Source organism: Pleionea sediminis, assembly GCF_007570825.1.
Taxonomy (GTDB): domain Bacteria; phylum Pseudomonadota; class Gammaproteobacteria; order Enterobacterales; family Kangiellaceae; genus Pleionea; species Pleionea sediminis.
The window spans coordinates 341,713-360,119 of record NZ_SUNB01000002.1; the positions used below are offsets into that span (position 1 = coordinate 341,713).

An 18,407-nucleotide genomic window follows, 5' to 3' on the forward strand; every position below is an offset into this window, starting at 1 on the left:
TGATATTTTTGATTATCATATCAGCCAGATTTACTGAATTCTAATAAAAACTTAAAATAATGAATTAACTAAGATATCTAACTGAGAGTTTTAAACTGAACAACTTTTTCCTCGCCACTTTTAAGGTCTGCCTGACTTTTCCACAAAAGATCACAAACCGCGTGCTGAGGATTATATCCAGTCGGTAATCGCAACAATAACTGTGCAATACCTTCACAATCCATGTTATTACATAAGTTATCAAGTAATTCTAGGGATTTACTCATCTCTTCCCAGCCTAGATATTCTTCGTTGGCCGTCATTATTCGACTATGCTCTGTTCCTTCAACATTTTCACCAATTAATAATTCCTCATAGAGCTTCTCGCCAGGACGAAGACCGGAATATTGAATTTCAATTTCTCCCCGAGAGTTATCAGAAGACTTAATCGAGCGTCCCATTAAGTGGATCATACGTTCTGCAAGAGTCGCTATTTTAACAGGCTCTCCCATATCAAGAACAAAGACATCACCACCTCTTCCCATCGCTCCGGCTTGAATAACCAATTGAGCAGCTTCGGGAATCGTCATAAAATAACGAATAATATCAGGGTGAGTTACTGTAACAGGACCACCAGACTTTATTTGCTCTCGAAATAAAGGCACTACAGACCCAGAAGAACCTAGTACATTTCCAAATCGAACCATAGTAAAAATAGTTGAATTACTTTTTTCGCTCATGCCTTGGAGAACTAATTCAGCAAGTCGCTTACTGGCTCCCATAATATTTGTTGGTCGAACAGCTTTGTCGGTGGAAATCAAAACAAACTTTTCAACGCCCGCGTTTAGAGCGGCTTCAGCAGCATGAAAAGTACCGAATACATTGTTACGAATGCCCTCAACGATATTATGTTCCACTATTGGAACATGCTTGTAAGCAGCGGCATGATAAACAGTTTGAACTCCGAATGACTCCATGCATTTTGCCATCCGATTTTTATGCTGAACTGAACCCAACAAAGCAAACAGCTCTATGTCCAGCTGTCTTTTCTTAATAATTTTTCTAAGCTCACGCTCAATCGCATATAATCCATACTCTGATAACTCATATAACAAAAGAGTTTTTGGTTTAAGCTGTATTATTTGGCGGCATAATTCCGAGCCGATAGAACCGCCCGCCCCTGTCACCATCACAACTTTTTCTGTAATACACATTTCCAAAAGTGAATCATCTGGAGCGACAGAATCTCTTCCAAGAAGGTCTTCAATATCTAATTCTTTTAACTCTTCAATATTAACTTTTCCACTGACAATATCCTCCATGCCAGCAATAGTTTTTACTCTCAATGGAAAAGGCTCTAGCTTTCTGAGTATCTCATTTCTTCTTGAGCGAGTTACAGAAGGTAAAGCCAAAAATACATGGGTTAATTGATACTTCTCTATGATAGCTTCTATTTCTCGAGGCGTGTTCACTTTCAAACCATCTATCTCAGCGCCTAAAAGCGATATATCATCATCAAAAAATACTGCTGGCTTATACTTATCACCATGGGCCAATGCAGAAGCTAGTTGACGACCAGCCGCTCCTGCGCCATATATCGCAACTGAAGATACATCTTTATTCATTTGCTGAACATAAGCTTTGAATGCTAAACGAGAACCACCAATAAACACTGTAAGGAATGACCAATAAAACAACGCTTGAGTTAACGCAAATTTGCCATTGAATAGTAAGTAAAAACTGCTAAAAATAGCTGCACTGATAGAAACACCGATAAGCAAAACAGAGATTGTTGTAGTCCCAATATACCTAAGGATAGCTCGATAAAACCCAAGCTTAACAAAAATAATTATTGAAATTGATGCTGTCAGTAAACTAATTGCAATATCATTTGGTGTCCAAACAAACCCATCGCTTGCTTCTACCCATGCCGCAAGTGCAATGCAAAATGGTATACACATGAGATCAAATAGGACGGTCATAGCCCGCTTAACGGGCCTAGGAGAGTTTATAAACCAATGGATAGCGGTATTCATTTTTATCATATTTATCATTTTCTAATCCGTGTACGCTCGGGTAACAGTAGACTCTAAATTCCTTTTATTCAATAACTTAAGCAAAATATCCCCCGTTAGTACCTAGGATATGATTATTTAATTATAGCACTAGCTAGCTTTTTGGCGCTAACTTCATTTTTTAGTTCTAAATTTCGCAGTTCTGGTTTTACAAAATATAAGTTTAACTAATTAAATAAAAAACTCGAGTTATCTACATACTAACTAAATCATATTCCTCAACTATCAAAGTACCGTCGTAGAATTTAAGACTCATATTGTTTTTTCCCTCGTCTACAGATGCTTTCCAAATAATTACTTTTTGACCTTGATCATTAAAATAGTAAGCCCCTGGGTAAGGGTGGGTAACCGCTCTGATCAATCTTTCAGCTTCAAAAACACTTCCTTCTAAATTGATTTCTCCATCCTCCGGTTTTCGACCTGGCCATTCAGTTGCAAGTTCATGAACTTGTGGTTTTAATACAATATTCTCATTTCTAAGTTTATGAAACACTTCTTTTATCAGACGCACATGCGCAATATTTACTTGATCATACAATTTCGCAGCATCAGTAGAACCGTCAAGAGGAATTTCTACCTGAGCAACTATATCTCCCGTATCTACACCTTCGTTCAATTTAAATAAAGTCACGCCTGTTTTATCTAAACCTTTTAAGATTGCCCAAGGAATAGCAGCTCTACCTCTTCCTTCAGGCAATAAAGTCGGATGGATACCTAACACTCCTTTCTTTGGTGCTGACAATAGTTCATTACTAGCAATTTGAGACCAGCCAATAATGAAAAGCCAGTCAAGATCGTACTCTTTTATAATGTCTATACATACTTCATTGTTTATGTGTGAGCTCTTAACTAATGGAATATTATTGGTACTACAAAACTCGTCAAGATAAATACGGCCAGACTTATTTCTCGCCTGTCCGTCCTCCAAGGTAATCGCTAAATCAAGTTTACCATCAACTTCATAGATAGCTTCCATACAAGACAAACCTAGTTGTACGCACGTAACAAACCCAAATTTCATCGACGTTCCTCAATAAATAGGAGGTGGTTTTAGCAGATATAAAAATGTATTCAAAATTATTTTGATATCGCCCAAGAAAGTAATTTTATTTGCATATTCACCATCTAACTTTGCCTTTTCACTAACAGACATTCCATCAAAAGAGTTGATTTGTGCTAGGCCTGTCAATCCAGGTTTACAGCTCAATGCACCGTTACTCGCTCTTAGCTCTATTAGCTCTTTTTGTAAAGGAATCGGGGGTCTTGGGCCAACAAAGCTCATTTCACCTTTCAGCACATTAAAGAGTTGCGGTAACTCATCTAAATTTGTTCTACGAATTAGCTTTCCTATCCAAGTGAGTGATATTTCACCGAGTTCATCGGATGCTTTATCTCCTGTATTCACGGGCATACTACGAAACTTATAAAATTGAAACTTTTTAGCTTCCACTCCGACTCTTACCTGCTTAAAGATAACGGGGCCAGGGTCGAAGAGCTTAATTAATAAAGAAATTAAAAGCATTAATGGGCTGAGTAAAACTACTGAGGAAATGACAATAAATAAGTCAAAAAGACGTTTCCCAAAAGCTCGATACATTACACCAGCTCTCTCTGAAAAATCGTTTGAAATGCTTCCGCATAATTTTGCCCATTTTGCGCGCCTCGATACGCGGCCAAGCCTTTAATTGCTTCGACACTTCTTGGATGAGGATATTCACGCATCACGTTTCTATATTTGGACAATGCTTGTAGCTTAACATCTAACTCATTTTCGATTTCAACGAATAGATTTGGTCGAAAACCTTCCATGTTTTTCTCATATGCCCAGTCAGTAGCGGATTGAATTTCCATAAAATGTAGTGACTTTAGCGGAGGAACGTCATCTCTCCTTTGATAGAGCCTACTTGCAGCTAAACAAGCGCGAGAGATCTGGTGATGATCATCATTTAAGTCTGAAGGATGATGGGTAAATATTCGAGTTGGTTTGAATTGAAGAATTTGCTTTTCAATAAATTGAACTAACTCTATATGGTCAACCGTATTCAACCGAATATTTGGAAAACTACCCAATACAGGCTCTGAAAAGCCTAATACTTCGTTTGCTTTGAGACAATCTAAATATAGTTCTTCGTCAGTAGGCCTCAAATGCCTAGCATCAACATTCCCACATAATATAATTGACTGTACTATTTCACCTTGTTTTACTAACTTATGGCCTGAAGCACCAAAGCCCAAAATCTCGTCATCAGGATGTGCTACGACTATCAAATTTAATTCTGGATTCAACTTATACTTTCCTATTTGTTGTTTTTGAGAAAATCTGTAGCAGTACTTTTCAGAGTGCTTGCCATAGAAACCTCGGGTTTCCAATTTAACAGTTCTTTTGTCTTTGAAATATCAATTTCTAAAGATGAGCAAAGTTTAATGTATAAATCCTGTCTTCCAATCATATTAAAACAAATTTTTAAAAAATTCTGCGAGATCGGAATTAAATTCGTATTTACTTCTAAATATTGACACAAAAGCTGAAGCAAACGCGTAGTTGACACATCATCATCATCAGAAACCATAAATATTTCATTTGCAGCTGCTGGATGTTTGATACAATGAATAATTAACGAAACCAAGTTATCAATAGATACGAGGCTACGAGAATTATTTATCGCCCCTAAAGGCAATGGAATCCCTTTAACTAACCACTTCATCATAGATTGAAAGTTAGCTTTAACACCTGGACCATAAATTAACGGCGGACGAATAATCACAACTTCCAAACCCGATTCTGAAGCAATACGCATCAAACCTTGCTCTGCTTCATATTTAGAGATGCCATATGGGTCACTAGGTGCAGGAGGTGTGGAGGCTGTAAAAGCCTGACCCGCCTCAGTTTTTTCTCCGTTAACTTTTATTGAACTAATATAGATAAACCTTTTCACACCCGCTTTAGATGCTTGCTGAGCCAAGTTCAAAGTACCGCAAGTGTTTACTTTTCTAAATTCATATAGAGGGTCAAGAGCTACTTCGTTTAAAATATGGGCCCTTGCAGCGACATGAATTATGCACTCAACTTTAGATAATCTATCAGCGTATTCGGTTTTAGAGTCAATACCACTAACGATTGCTTTATCAAATAAACTTTTAAAACCTGCATTTCGGCAAAATGAAACTCCATCATATCCCGCTTCTACTAGCTTTTGAGCGAGAAATGAGCCTACGAAACCACTTTCTCCAGTTAAAGCAATCACAATATCTACTTCACCTCGCTTATAATGGAATTAGCCATATTTTTCATAATAGATTTTCGTCGATACTTTTCAACAAAATTAGCTCTATCAACATTACAAAAATTCAATTTACTTAGTTGTTGAATTGCAGCGACTTCATCGCAAGGATAAAAAACTCCAGCATTAGAAATATTCTCGTTTATGAAGGTTGCAGCATAACCAGAAACTCCCGCTAAAATCGGCTTTCCAATTGCTGCGTATTCAAAGACCTTTGATGGCAGTACTTTTTCAAATGCACTGTAATCATTTAAATGTAAGAAGAGCACATCTGCATTAACATATTCCTTGGTTAAATTCTCTCGAGTCATAGGAGGTAACAACTCTACATTATTCAGATTCTCCACAGCGTTCTCTAAAGCCTTTCTACGTCCTCCATCACCTATTACTCGAATCATAAAATCATCACCGACTTTTAGCGCTAGCTTCGGTACAACCCTATGTAATCCTTGTCCTTCTCCAATATTACCCGCGTAAAGGATAACTTTCTTTTTAGTACTTTGCTCACTTGAGAGCTCAGCGTATCGCTTAGTGCCCAGCAAGAACTCATCATCAATTCCGTTAGTAAAGAAATCATAATTCAAGCTGTTAAAACGTTCCTCAAAATAGCTTAAGAAACCTCGGGAGACTAAATTTACTTTTTGAACTCTCGAAAAAGTATACTTTTCTATTATCTTTATTACTAAAATTAATGGCTTGTATAATCTGTTATTCAAAACATCATTTATTGTATCTATAAATATATCCCTAATATCTAAATACAAAGGAACCCTTAGTCTTCGTGATATTCTTGCTCCTAAAAATGCAGTAAAAAGTCTTGACGAGGTAGCAAAAATCAAGTCATATTTTCTGTCTTTGACTATCCTTAACACTTCCAAGTAAAACCTCAAAAAAGACTTGGCCTGATCGAGCATTCCACTTTTATGTGAAGGCAACTCAATCCTAAAAATATTGATTCTTTCATCCCTTTCAAACTCTTCTGCTTCTGCAGTGTAGCTAGAATACCTATTAGGCATTGTAGTAAGCACATCTATTTTTATTTTTTGATCTTCAAGAAGCATACTGTCAACAAGAGCGGTCGTACGAAAAGATCCTGCACATAAATCAGGTTTAAAATAAAAGGATAAAATCAAAATCTTCATTTAAACGCTCCATTTTTACCAGCGAAATTTAGAAATAACTTCACTACTTTCGAACTCCACAACTATTCGATTTGTTACCATTGACACACCAAAACTAGGGTACCAATAAGCTTTTTCTATCAAAATATATTTAACATTGTAAAATGTTGCCGTTATTTTCTTAGAGTCATTTACACGTAAAAGCAGTTCATTATTTTTTAACTCTACAATACTCACCTCGGGGTGCAATAAAAAATGAGCAGAGCACTTAGTAAAGTTTCCACTTACATTATCTTTTACTATCAATTCATTTTCAGAGTAATCCCAACTACGGCGATGAATTACTTTACCTGGTAAACGCATATATCCATCATGCTCTGCAAATATCAACTTGGAGTTTTCCTCGTTTTTTAACTCTATATTTTTGGTTAATGCTCTCCTAGCAACTCGAAACCCAGCCCAAACTTCACTTGAATCTTTATCGTCAACTACAACGGTATTGTGAGCCGATGTACTTCTTTGGAATTGTCTTTCTTTTCCAGTCCCATATTCAGAAATACCGGAGTTAACAAAAACTCTTTTGTTAAAAAGACTTAACTCAAAACTCAATGTATCAGCGTGGGCATGACCGGGTTGATAATTTGGACCAACAGTTCCAACATCAACGATTAACTTGTCTGAAGCATTATTTGCCAATGAAATATAACCAGAGTCAACTAGATGAACTGCATACTTTCTCTGAACATTTTTTCGCTCAATCCCCAGCTTCTTTGCGTACTGTTGAATAATATGATTTTTTGGTGCAACACCAAAAGTACTGTCGTTAAAAAAGCTTATTTCTCCGTCTGGATGGCTCATAGTAGCAAGCCAATGCAGAGCGCCTTCAGCTATAGTTCTCCACTCCATACTCCGTTCAAGCAACTCGTCATTTTGACAGATCTCCGCTAGGCAAATTAAGTCTAGTAAATCCCATAGTACAATTTGATGGTACATAGGAGAAAGCTCAAAATGACCACCATCTTTTAAAAACTGTTCAGGAACCTCTCTATCAAGCAGCCGAAGCCCAAGCTTTAGAAATCTTTCAGATGCGGCAGAATTAAGGAAGCAACCAATAAAAACCAATGCTTTTGCGTTTGCAAATAGATGATTTCCCAAAATATGGTATTCGAGTTGCTGCGACAAAGCATCTGCTTGCTGTATTAAGCTCTGTATCCACAAAGAATTTACATCCTTTTGCTTACTCATCCATTTAACCCAGTTAACAATGCGAAGCGATATTGGGTAGGGCTCCCAGCCTACTCCTTTACATGCAGGGTTTTCCTCAATCCAGCGTTGAATAAATGCTTTTTGCAAATCCGCTCTATTGGAGCAATCTATAGAGTTTAGATCGTCGAAATAATGTAAGTTATATAGCCATAGCTTTTCAAAGGAATGGTCATTCCATATGTGACTCGATCTAGAACATGCCTCCGCGGACAAAAACCTGATCTTATTATCATCGAAAAGACTCTGTCGATTGTATACTGGAGAAGACCATGTCCACTCCTGCACAGGAATGGAACCGGAGCCTAACTCTTTTACAGACGGCCGTTTAAAGCGATAATACACGCGAAAGCAGATTTGCTTAAATTGCAAATACTTGACTGTGTGAAAAATCTTTTTCGCTTTACTAATCATATAAACTTCTAACGTAATGATTCTTCGTTCAACTATAGCTACTGTTGACTCTGAATCCAAAACTTAAAATAGAGTAATTGCCATATCTTATATGCGTTATTGTTCTTTTTACTAAAATGATCATCAATTAACTTTTTAGCAAAGCTACTATCAATATAATCAATTGAAGTTAACAACTCAGAAGATATCCGCTCTTTTCCAATTTTTTTAACCAACGCGTCTATGGGCGGGTTGAAACCGGTTTTGGGTCTGTCGATCAAGTTCCTCGGTAAAAAGTCAGATAATAATTCCTTTAGAGGTTTCTTGGTACCCTTGTTATCAATCAAGTTATCAGCTTTCTCGGCGATACCATGAGCAACCAAAGACTCATCTAAAAGAGGAACTCTAAGTTCGATGCTCGCCAACATACTAGCCTTATCAGATACAATTAAATTGTGCGCAAGAAAACCGAAGCGGTCCAAGTATTGTCCCATTTTCACTTTATTTTTTGAAACACCATTAAAACCAGCCATTAGTTTGTTCATAGAAGTACTAAATACGTCGAAATACTCAGCCTCTTCTTTACCAAATAATTGCTGTAACTCTTTCCTACTGAAATAGCCAAGTAATCTAGAATAAGCCACGCCCCAATTACTTTCTTGCGTGTAAGACACAAGGCGCTCAAACTTTTTGTCTAAACTCTTGGGAAATATCCTTAATTTTAGAATAAGCTTTAGTAGTGGCGTAGCTAACTTGAACAAGCTGTGTTTATTTAAAACATGATATCTTGGATAACCAGCAAAAGCTTCGTCTCCACCCATACCACTTAACATAACTTTGTAACCACTTTCTCTCGCAGCTTCTGACAGTTGATAAGTCGCCCAGAAAGTATAGTCTGACACAAGCTCTTCTGATTTAGTGGCTACAAATTTCACTTGCTCGATTAGTTGTTCAATATCTGATTCATCATCTGAAAAACGATAAGATACTAACTTCTTGTCCAAATGTTTAGCAATTTTTCTAGAGTACTCTTTATCAACATTAGAAGCAGGATCTGAAGCATATTCAGCAAAGAAAAGATCTGCGTCTCCAGCTAAACCTGCCAATATACTTGAATCGGCACCACCACTAAAAAATACTCCTAGCGGCACATCAGCAATAAGTTGGTTAGAAACAGAGTTAGTAAGCTTTTCTTTAAAGTTCTGATGATTATTGTATTTTGCTAAAGGTTGAATCTCATTATAAACTACATTTGAACTTGCCAACTCGATAGTCATAAAAGAGCCAGGCATTAATTTCTTAATGTCTTTAAAGCCTGTATTGGGTTCGTATAGGAAGCCTGTGTTAAAAAAGGCATATACATCATTGCGGTCGATCTCCAAACTATCTTTAATGTAGGGCTTTAAACCTTTAATTTCGGAGCTAGCGAAAATACTGCTCTTATTCTTAGAAATGTACAAAGGTTTTATTCCTATGCTATCTCGCACTATATGCACACATCCTTTAACTGAATCCAATATAACAAAACTATACATCCCCTTAAGCATTTTAAAAGAGTCTGTTCCATGCTCTATAAAAAGCTTGAGTATTACTTCAGTATCTGAGCTTCCCACAAAAGGATATTCCTTTCTATCAAGCTCTACGCGCAGTTCGCGATGATTGTATACCTCACCATTAAATACTATTGAGTAGCCTCTGCTATCGTGCATTGGCTGGTTTCCCGCATCAGATAACTCTATAATACTAAGTCGACTATGCCCTAATCCTACAAAAGCATTTTCAATTTTAGTTTCATATACGCCGGTGGCATCTGGCCCTCTGTGTCTTATCAGTTCGAGGCTCTCCCGAATTTCACTTTTGAAACTTGATTCTTGGCTATAGTAAAAACTAATTCCGCACATAATACTCGCTTTTTTTGTTATTTAATTGAACTCCCATTGCGAACAGGAACCAAGTAATAGGGAATGCAATAGAATATGAAAATAAAAGAAAAGAAATCATAAGAGCTGCAAATGGCAATATAGGCCGCTTTATAATAAACAGTAGAAATAAAGGTGTAAGGAACCAAATACCGTAAGCGGTAAGGTAAAAACCAAAAGAAGATACAGGGTGAAAATTCTCACCATATGAACCGTAGAAATATCTTAGATATGAATCATTATCTACAATTTCTTGCGAAATAGACTTTACTTCACCATGACCCACCCCAGCGGGAGACTGTGAGAACGAAATACCTGCAACATAAACAGCGTAGATTCGATACAATATTGAACGGTCTTGAATGAAAAGTTCAGGCTGTGCGAATAAGCGTATTATGGTATGGGCACCACGTCCAACTTCGTCGAACTCCATATCTGGTTGATTCAAGCTAGTAGTCGTAAGCACGGCTATAAGCACAACGAAAGAAGCAATAAACTTCACCACCCCTACATTTTTTAATATTAGTAAAACGATAAATATTAGCAAATAAGCGTAACCAGAACCGGATTTAGTCATTGCAATCATAATTACGATAAAGATTGTATTGACTATAAACATACCTATTTTGATTTTCTTGAGTTTCAGAAAATAAATATTTATCGCTAGTAGACCAACCAATAACCCTCCGAACAGACCGGGCTCTGTTGAAAATGTCGATATTCCTCTATAGCCAAGTTCAGTTACATTAATATTTCGAACTAGAAGAGACTGAATGGAGATCATTTGACTTGGAAAAATGACGAACATCAGTGAAAACAAAAAATAGATAAATATAGCTGCATTAAATACACGCGCGGAAAAGGATTTCCTAAAATGGTATATAAATAATGCTGTACACAGAGCTAGTGGCAAAGCAATTAACTTACCTATCTGTAGATCGACGTTTTCAAGAGGATTAATGTAAATAAATGCAAAACAGCAAAAAACTATGCCAACTAATAATCCAGCTGGAACTTTACCGGTTAAAGCAGACCTCAACAAAAAGTAGAGCAATGCAATCGAACCCGCGATCGGTTGAACATCACTATTTACTGGTACGGGGGATACAAATGGGAATAACGCAAAAACAAAGAATGTGTTTACCACTACTATTTCAAGCTTACCACTAACCATTATTACTAGTCTTATTCCAAATGAACACTCTTGTATTGGTAAATACGGAGAACGAAGCAATAGTTAACACTATAGTTAATAGCACAATTTGAAAGTCAAATTCTCTCAAAAACCCAAATAGACATATTAAAACTGCACCTGACAACATAAAACTATATAAAAGCATTGAAAAGTTTTTTTCTTTATTTAGATACATATAAAAAATACTTGGTAAGAATATGGTGAGCGCGCATCCTTTTAATGTTATTTGTAAATAAAAGAATTCGATATAGTCAGCATAGGAACTAAAAAACGCGTGTATAACCCACGATGAAACTGCGATATAAAGTGTTGACAATATAAAAATTATTAACAAATAATATAATTGAAACTTACCTCCTTTATCAAAGCCATCCGGGCTCGAATATCTGGACAGCAAGTATGGAGATAGTAGGTATAAACAAGAAGACACCCCCATGTAAAATAAATTACTGAAGTTGTCATACAACTGATATTGCCCTATAAAACCTTCTGGCATCGTTTTGTTTACAATAAACTTATCGACAAACAAAAAGATAAATATCGCTCCGTTTATAACTAAATGCTGCAGTGGCACTAACCAAGTCTTCAATCTAGGCAAATACAACATTGTAAGGTGCTGCGCTGCAAACTTTCGAACCATGAAAAACACAATATATGCAGCAGAAGAGAGCAGTCCGAAAAACACTGCAATCATGTATGAATCAATAATATCTGCATCTAAATGCATCAAAATGACAAATACCATCAATGTCACAACTGGATAAGCGCAGTTAAATTTAATTAATGAAACTTCTTCTAATAATGACCGGTAGTAAGATTGACCAAAAGATCTAAATGCATTGAAGAACAGAACACCACAAATTAATAACGACAAAGCTGACTTATCATTGAAAATCAAAAAACAAAGTGCTAAACATATGCCTATAATTAGCGTTTGACTGAAGTAACGCTTGAGATAGATGTCATACGAACTTACCTCGTTTATTTTCACATCTTTTATAAAACTAGAACCAATACCTGAGTAAATTATTGTTGTTGTGCTTATCACTAGTAAAAACGGTAAAATACGGCTATATTCCGATGGTTCGACGACATAGCCAATGTAAAACAATATTAATGACAATATGGCAAGTTCAAAAAACTTGCCTATGACATATCTCAATATTTTTTTTACTATCACCGGTTATACCTATACCAGCAATTCTTTTTTGACAGTTATATCTTTTAAAACGTGTGACAAATTCCACGCAGAATAATCGACATTTTGGAAAGCACTCAACAACTCTTCCTTAAGGGCCTCCAAACTGTTCACTGATTTACAACTATTACCTATAATTGACTCGATAATAGATTGTGAATAAGCATCGATTGCTACGGGTATCACTTTTTTTTGCAGCTCAATCGCCTCAACTAAAATCGAAGATGTTTTAGAAATGACAACCCTTGCTTTAATTAACCCGTTTAAATAGAACGACTCTGTATCTAAAGCAATTCGATCAGAAATTGTTTCATAATTATAAGAATCTCTGGGATGATTTCTAATAATTAGTTTCCACTCATCAGGTAATTCTTTCAAGACTGATTTCACTATATTGACATTATCATTTATGCCGTAAGGCTGCGTATAAAAAATTACACTTTTGTCTAGTTCCTCCGAGTCACAACGCTCCACCAACGATGACAATGTAAAACTGCCAATATACTCTATACGAGCATTTTTATATAACTTCTGTAAAAGCAGATTATCAACTCGCGATTTAGCAAATAGCAGATCCTGAGCGGGAAACTTTGGAACATAAAGATTGCCAATACTAATTGTTTGCAACCCTACCAACTCTATATCTCTCTTAGCAGTGACGCAAGCGTCGATAAGAGCATATCGACTGGTCATTTCTAGTGAATAAACCCGAGAGTAACTCCCCAAATCTAAAAATCGTTTCAGCCCTCTATAATAAGCAAAAGACGTCAAAAGGCAGCTCGATTCACTGAGTAAAGTCTTTTTACTTAGTTTAATTTCGCCATTTAACACCGTTAGGCTTACTAAAGAATCCAGGCAGAATAACTCTTTTATTTTCCAAGCGATGAAATCGAACAATGACAGTACAATTTCCTGAACACCTATCAATGAAGTGTATTGTTCAGATTGTATTTTTCCAAAACCAGGTCCTCGAACTAATTCGATGCCAGTGACTGTATTCTTGAGATATTCAATATTTTTTAGCTGATCACCTGTCCTAAAAATAGCAGCCTGTTTAGCGGCAAAAGTCCTTCTCTTCGAGAACTGAACTGAAGAGAATAAGTTGAAACTCGTGATAGTAAGGAGAGCAAAATTGCGGATCCACTTAACAAGTCGAAGCATAAAGATACCCTCTTTTTTCCAATATAGCTTTGACTCTTGCCCTTTTGATTTAACCCACTGAGCAATTAAAGGGTTTAGCATTCTAGCTCTAGAGCTTAATAATGGCCGAGAAACCTCTGTATTTGCAGCTAAATAGACAGACACAAAAGAACAGCTGGAATGACCGCCATACAAGTGTACCGAAGAATAATTAAGCTCATCTAACAAGGTCACTACTTGCAAAAATTCAATAAAAAGGAACTTAAACCAATCATTGACTTGAGAAGTACAGTGATATGCCTCTTCGCCAAACAACTCATCAATTTTATTATCAAATTCTGACGCAAACTGTTGAATCGAATTAGGCTCGACAGAAGATAAGCTAATAGCTTCAGTACAATTAATGCTTTCTACATTGATATTTTTTCCATATATTACGGTGTCGTCTTGTTGAATTTCACTTGCATTTTTTGGGTATGCAAACTCATCTAAAAAAATGAGAACTCTCATTAGCAGCACCTATTTTAGGGGATAATTATTTAACCGTAGCTAATGAGGCACCACTACCAGACAGTGAAGCCACCATCCACAACAATATTTTGACCAGTTACATACTTAGAAAGATCGCTTGCAAGATACACAACGGTTCCCTTTATATCTTCTTCGGTTGCCATTCTTTTCAGAGGAGTCTTTTCAGTGAAGCGGTTGACGAAAGATTCAGGCTGGCCTCTAAATACGCCACCCGGGCTAACAGTATTAACTCTAACATTTGGAGCCAATACTGTTGAAAGCCACCTAGTTAGTTGTGTGAGTCCACCTTTACTCGCAGCATATGCTGCTGGATTACCCATTGCAGTGCCTTCATACAGGCTCAAATCAGGACCCGAAATCCCATAAATAGAGCCGATATTTACTATCGATGCAGCACCGCTCTTTTCGAACAACGACGCACATGATTTAATCAAACAAAAAGGAGCTGTTAGGTTTACTTCAATTGCGCGACGCCAAGTGTCTATAGACTGCTTCTCAAAGCTTGTAGCCCAGCCATCTAGAGATGAATCACCAACGAATGCAGCATTATTGACCATTATGTCTAGCTTTCCAAACTCCTTTCCAACTTTGTCAGCGACAGACTTAATTTCAATTTCATCCTCGAGATTGACTACAAGCGTCATAACGTTTACAGAGTACTTATGTTTAAGTCCTTCAGCTACAGCATTTAACTTTTCTGTATTAACGTCTAACAACACGAGATTAGAACCTTGTTCCGCAAGCCCTTCGGCAATAACTTGTCCGATATGCCCGGCACCACCTGTTATCAAGGACACGCGCCCCTTCAAATCTAATAATTCGTTTACGCTTTTCATTCTACAGCTCTCTTAATTCAATTTTTCTTTGTTGATTGAGAGACATTTTGCCAGCGACGAGCGTTTTAATTGATCGCACTGTTATACCTGCAGGTATTGCTGGAGTACCGGTTTTCACTTGCTCAATAAACCGATACAAAGTTCGTTTAAACGCAGTGAAATTATCTCGAACCTCGGACTTTGATATCTTTTCAGTTCCAAAAATATCAAATGAAAAGGTGACAATATCTGAACCTAGAGTATCTACTTGTAAGCATGTGCCACAAGCCATTTCAATCAACATTTGTTGATACTTGCCATTGTGCTTACAGTCAACAGAAATGGGTTCGAAATCTTTCAATCCCAAAGCAGTATCAATCATGTGTATACCGTATTTTTCCCAGCCATTAATAACGGCTGCACGGATTAATTTAACATCTCCAAATTCATCTAAACGGTGTCGTGCATGATCTAACTCACCTGCATAACGAAAACCTGAACAAGACATTAGCAAACCATTTTCTAAAAATTGACTAAACCACTCGAGTTCAGATAGCTCCAACGTTAATGGCTTATCAATAAATACAGGTGTACCGGTCTCTAGAAACACTTTAGCTATTGGATAGTGACTTTCAAAGTCATCTCTAGCTATTACAACAGCATCAACGCTTCCCAACATGTCGGTATATTCATTTACCACATTAGGAATTAAACAAGATCTCGCTATTTCTTCACTCAAAGGTTGATTTTGTGTCCAGACATGCGTCACTTGGGCGTCTAACGCAGCCAATTCGCAATCATCTCTCTTCTGCAAGTAATTTAAAATCCCAGTCCATTTAGTTTTACAAAGCTCGTCCTTATTGTAACCATTGATAATTGCAGAAAAAGAATATGGGTGTCCATTCCCTTCGCTAAAACCAATGATTCCTATTTTTACCATGTTGCCCAGCCGCCATCGACGCAAATGTTTTGACCGGTCATATACGAGGAAGCATCACTGCATAAGAATGCTGCAGCACCTTTAATCTCGTGTGCCATTCCAAGCCTTCCAATTGGATTTTTGTCACATAAGCGCTGTTTAAACTCAGGAAATTCATTAATCACGTGCTCAAATGGAAATGGTCCAGGACTAATACAATTCGCACGAATACCATCTTTAGCGAGAAAACTTCCTAAATATTTAGTTAGCTGAATTATTCCAGCTTTCGCGGCTCCATAACTAGGCGGGTTTGCCTGAGGGACTCCCTCATACAGCCTGTAGTCAGGCGCTACATGCCCATACATTGAACCAATATTAAGAATCACACCTTTAGTCTCTTTTAGAGCATCCGTTGATGCTTTAATTAGTCTGTATACTCCGTTTAAACAAACTTCGATGTCATAGTTCCAGTCCTCATCGTTAATCGACTCCCAACTATTTTTCCGGCCAGACCACGCACAGGTTACAAGTATATCAATTTTGCCAAACTGCTCGACCGTATTAGCGACACAAGCATGAATACTGTCAGAGTCAGTTAAATCAAGTGTACAAGCATGCGTTTTAATATCGGGAAAATGCTTATTAATATCGGCGCACTTCTCCTCACATGTTCCAATATTTCGGCTTGCAATCACAATATCTGCACCGAGTTCTGCTAAAGCTTCTGCTATTTGGCCACCAAGTAGGCCAGCTCCGCCAGTTACAAGGGCAACTTTCCCTTTTAATGACATTAAACTTTTCAAGCTAATCATTTTCATTTTTCCTTAATAAAAAACCTTCGGCCATTCTAAACTGAGTTTCATTATCGATATCAATAGATCTATCTGCTGGCATAAGAACAGCGCCTTGTTTACCAAATAGTAGTGAAACAGAATCCTCAGGCAACAAGTCAACTCTAAAACCATAAACGGCACCATTTAGTTGAATGGCTGGCGGAAGTTTCTGTCTAGGCAGCCATGGAATCGCACCATCAATAAATGGTTTTACCTCACCATTTTCTAATTTCCATGCTCTCCAAGGATTTAGCTCAGCCTCAGTGAATGTTGCAACAGAATCGTATTGTTCGAGTAGCTCTATACACTCAACGATATCGTTTTGACTTCTCAGTGGAGAGGTTGCTTCAAGTAAAAGCATATACTTCGCTTCACTGCCTTCGCTTTTTAAGGTACTAATGAGATCTCTTAAACAGTCGATTACAAGTGAGTCGTCGGTAGCCAAATGAGCAGGCCTCTCGTATACTTCTGCTCCACATTGTGCCGCAACACCAGCAATTTTTTCACCGTCAGTAGAGACAATCACTCTATCGATATAGTCACAATCTAACGCAGATTTGATTGGCCAATATATTAAGGGCTTACCTGCAAGCAATTTAATATTCTTGTCTGGAATCGATTTACTTCCTGCTCTGGCAGGAACAACAGCGATAACTTCGTTTCCGTTAATCAATCTCTAGTACTCCATAGTTTCTATATCTTGCTGAGCTCTACTAAAATCATCAATTCTTCCTATATCGAGCCAGTATTCGTGAATTGGTAATTTAAGAACTTTATCCCCTTGTTCTATATGCTTTTCCAACAGAGTCGGCATATCTATTACGGCCATACTATTAACTTTTTTATAAACGTTTGGCGAAATAATATAAATACCGGCATTGACAAAGTATCGATAAGTTGGTTTTTCTACCATTCGTGTAATGAGGTTTCCATTACCTTCAACAACTCCAAATGGAACTTTTACTTCATAATCTCTAACGCACATTGTGACTTCCGCATCATTTTTCACATGAAAGTCAAGTAGATGAGAAAAGTTGACATTAGTCAATATGTCGCCATTTATCATTATTAGAGGAAGCTCTGGCATATCGGAAGGAAGTAAACCCAGCGCACCACCTGTACCCAACGGAGTATCTTCATGCACGTACTTGATGTTCACTCCAAATGCACTGCCATCTCCAAAATAATCCATTATGACCTCTGGAAGGTAATGAGTAGATATATAAAACTCTGTAAAACCACTTCTTTTAAAAATGTCGATAATTATATGCAATATAGGCTTACCACCAACTTTCAACATAGGTTTTGGACAGTTATCAGTCAATGGTCTTAAGCGTGTTCCAAAGCCACCAGCCATTATAAATACAGGATTTTTCTTAGTTTCGACATCTAACGCATCCCTAATTGTAACCAAACCTTGAACGCAGCCGTATTCATCAATCAATGGAACTGCCAATATTTGCTTTTCTTGCATCAGAGTTTTCAGTTGCTCTTTACTGCTGGCTACTGGTGCAGTATGCGGTTCAGTAGTCATTATAGAAGTGACAGAATCATTGAAACCTATGCCATTGAGCATTCCGCGTCTAATATCGCCGTCAGCAACTAAGCCCTTAAGATGGCAATATTCATCTACTACCAAAGCAACCTTCATAGAATTCGAATCAATCACTTTCAATGCTTCGCGAACGTTTGCATCTTCACCAATAAGAACTTTTTTCCAGCTGTTATTCATTTTTTTACTCTCA

16 protein-coding genes are annotated in these 18,407 nt (G+C 37.3%); all 16 read right to left on the reverse strand.

Going from position 1 to position 18,407, the window contains the following annotated elements:
• Positions 1 to 77: 77 nt before the first annotated feature.
• Positions 78 to 2,033 (reverse strand): polysaccharide biosynthesis protein, encoded by a 1,956-nt coding sequence (locus FAX86_RS11400; protein ID WP_246128581.1) that lies wholly within the window; start codon positions 2,031 to 2,033, stop codon positions 78 to 80.
• A 214-nt stretch (positions 2,034 to 2,247) separates the two neighbouring features.
• On the reverse strand, positions 2,248 to 3,030 hold the full coding sequence (locus FAX86_RS11405) for a formyltransferase family protein (protein ID WP_205859181.1): 783 nt from the start codon (positions 3,028 to 3,030) through the stop codon (positions 2,248 to 2,250).
• A 54-nt stretch (positions 3,031 to 3,084) separates the two neighbouring features.
• Complete coding sequence (locus FAX86_RS11410; protein ID WP_144393540.1) at positions 3,085 to 3,651, reverse strand: sugar transferase; 567 nt, start codon at positions 3,649 to 3,651, stop codon at positions 3,085 to 3,087.
• Positions 3,651 to 4,340: a PIG-L deacetylase family protein gene (locus tag FAX86_RS11415; RefSeq protein ID WP_144393541.1), complete on the reverse strand. Its 690-nt coding sequence runs from the start codon at positions 4,338 to 4,340 to the stop codon at positions 3,651 to 3,653. The genes FAX86_RS11410 and FAX86_RS11415 overlap by 1 nt, the downstream gene beginning before the upstream one ends.
• 11 nt (positions 4,341 to 4,351) lie before the next feature.
• Positions 4,352 to 5,299, reverse strand: coding sequence for a UDP-glucose 4-epimerase family protein (locus FAX86_RS11420; protein ID WP_205859182.1), 948 nt, complete (start codon positions 5,297 to 5,299; stop codon positions 4,352 to 4,354).
• 5 nt (positions 5,300 to 5,304) lie between these two features.
• Positions 5,305 to 6,477: a glycosyltransferase family 4 protein gene (locus FAX86_RS11425; RefSeq protein WP_144393543.1), complete on the reverse strand. Its 1,173-nt coding sequence runs from the start codon at positions 6,475 to 6,477 to the stop codon at positions 5,305 to 5,307.
• A 15-nt stretch (positions 6,478 to 6,492) separates the two neighbouring features.
• A complete protein-coding gene (locus FAX86_RS11430; RefSeq protein WP_246128583.1) occupies positions 6,493 to 7,809 on the reverse strand; it encodes a heparinase II/III family protein in 1,317 nt (438 codons plus the stop codon).
• 362 nt (positions 7,810 to 8,171) lie between these two features.
• A complete protein-coding gene (gene asnB, locus FAX86_RS11435) occupies positions 8,172 to 10,013 on the reverse strand; it encodes an asparagine synthase (glutamine-hydrolyzing) (RefSeq protein WP_144393545.1) in 1,842 nt (613 codons plus the stop codon).
• A complete protein-coding gene (locus tag FAX86_RS11440; protein ID WP_144393546.1) occupies positions 10,000 to 11,205 on the reverse strand; it encodes a hypothetical protein in 1,206 nt (401 codons plus the stop codon). Before FAX86_RS11440 ends, asnB begins: the two co-directional genes overlap by 14 nt.
• Positions 11,198 to 12,406, reverse strand: coding sequence for a hypothetical protein (locus FAX86_RS11445; protein ID WP_144393547.1), 1,209 nt, complete (start codon positions 12,404 to 12,406; stop codon positions 11,198 to 11,200). Before FAX86_RS11445 ends, FAX86_RS11440 begins: the two co-directional genes overlap by 8 nt.
• 9 nt (positions 12,407 to 12,415) lie before the next feature.
• Positions 12,416 to 14,074 (reverse strand): hypothetical protein, encoded by a 1,659-nt coding sequence (locus FAX86_RS11450; protein WP_144393548.1) that lies wholly within the window; start codon positions 14,072 to 14,074, stop codon positions 12,416 to 12,418.
• 53 nt (positions 14,075 to 14,127) lie between these two features.
• Entirely contained in the window at positions 14,128 to 14,931 is an 804-nt protein-coding gene (locus FAX86_RS11455) for an SDR family oxidoreductase (protein ID WP_144393549.1), read from the reverse strand.
• Position 14,932: 1 nt separating this feature from the next.
• Positions 14,933 to 15,850 (reverse strand): Gfo/Idh/MocA family protein, encoded by a 918-nt coding sequence (locus FAX86_RS11460; protein ID WP_144393550.1) that lies wholly within the window; start codon positions 15,848 to 15,850, stop codon positions 14,933 to 14,935.
• On the reverse strand, positions 15,844 to 16,641 hold the full coding sequence (locus FAX86_RS11465; protein ID WP_144393551.1) for an SDR family NAD(P)-dependent oxidoreductase: 798 nt from the start codon (positions 16,639 to 16,641) through the stop codon (positions 15,844 to 15,846). The genes FAX86_RS11460 and FAX86_RS11465 overlap by 7 nt, the downstream gene beginning before the upstream one ends.
• Positions 16,634 to 17,335: an acylneuraminate cytidylyltransferase family protein gene (locus tag FAX86_RS11470; RefSeq protein ID WP_144393552.1), complete on the reverse strand. Its 702-nt coding sequence runs from the start codon at positions 17,333 to 17,335 to the stop codon at positions 16,634 to 16,636. The genes FAX86_RS11465 and FAX86_RS11470 overlap by 8 nt, the downstream gene beginning before the upstream one ends.
• Before the next feature lie 3 nt (positions 17,336 to 17,338).
• Complete coding sequence (locus FAX86_RS11475) at positions 17,339 to 18,394, reverse strand: nucleotidyltransferase family protein (protein WP_144393553.1); 1,056 nt, start codon at positions 18,392 to 18,394, stop codon at positions 17,339 to 17,341.
• Between the last annotated feature and the right edge of the window lie 13 nt (positions 18,395 to 18,407).